Raw genomic sequence first — 334 nt, forward strand, 5'->3', positions numbered from 1 at the left:
CCCCCGTCCGAAATTACTACACCGTCGGCACTACATGCTTAGTCCAATCTTTACATTCGCCGGCCAGCTGCGGATGGACACGCTACTGACAGACTAGCCTGATTGAGTTTAACGCTTCAGCCCCAGGCAGGACATCCACGCGATCTCTTTTGGGTTTGACCTCTCTTGATCCCCGTCCTAAGAGCGGAGGCTAGGGAGAGAGGGCTCTAAGCAGGGTATTAAGCTGCTAAAGCGTAGTTTTCGTCGTTTGCGACTATTTTTTTGCGGCTTTTTACGAGGCCAACCGCCCCTCGGCATGCTCCTAGGGCTTCGCAAATCCCGTCGAATCCAGAAT

1 other RNA gene is annotated in these 334 nt (G+C 53.3%); it reads right to left on the bottom strand.

The features are described 5' to 3' along the window. Positions 1-332: a transfer-messenger RNA gene (gene ssrA / locus LZP69_RS15985) on the bottom strand; the annotation flags it as partial. Positions 333-334: the final 2 nt, after the last annotated feature.

It is taken from the genome of Shewanella sp. AS1 (assembly GCF_021412565.1).
Taxonomy (GTDB): domain Bacteria; phylum Pseudomonadota; class Gammaproteobacteria; order Enterobacterales; family Shewanellaceae; genus Shewanella.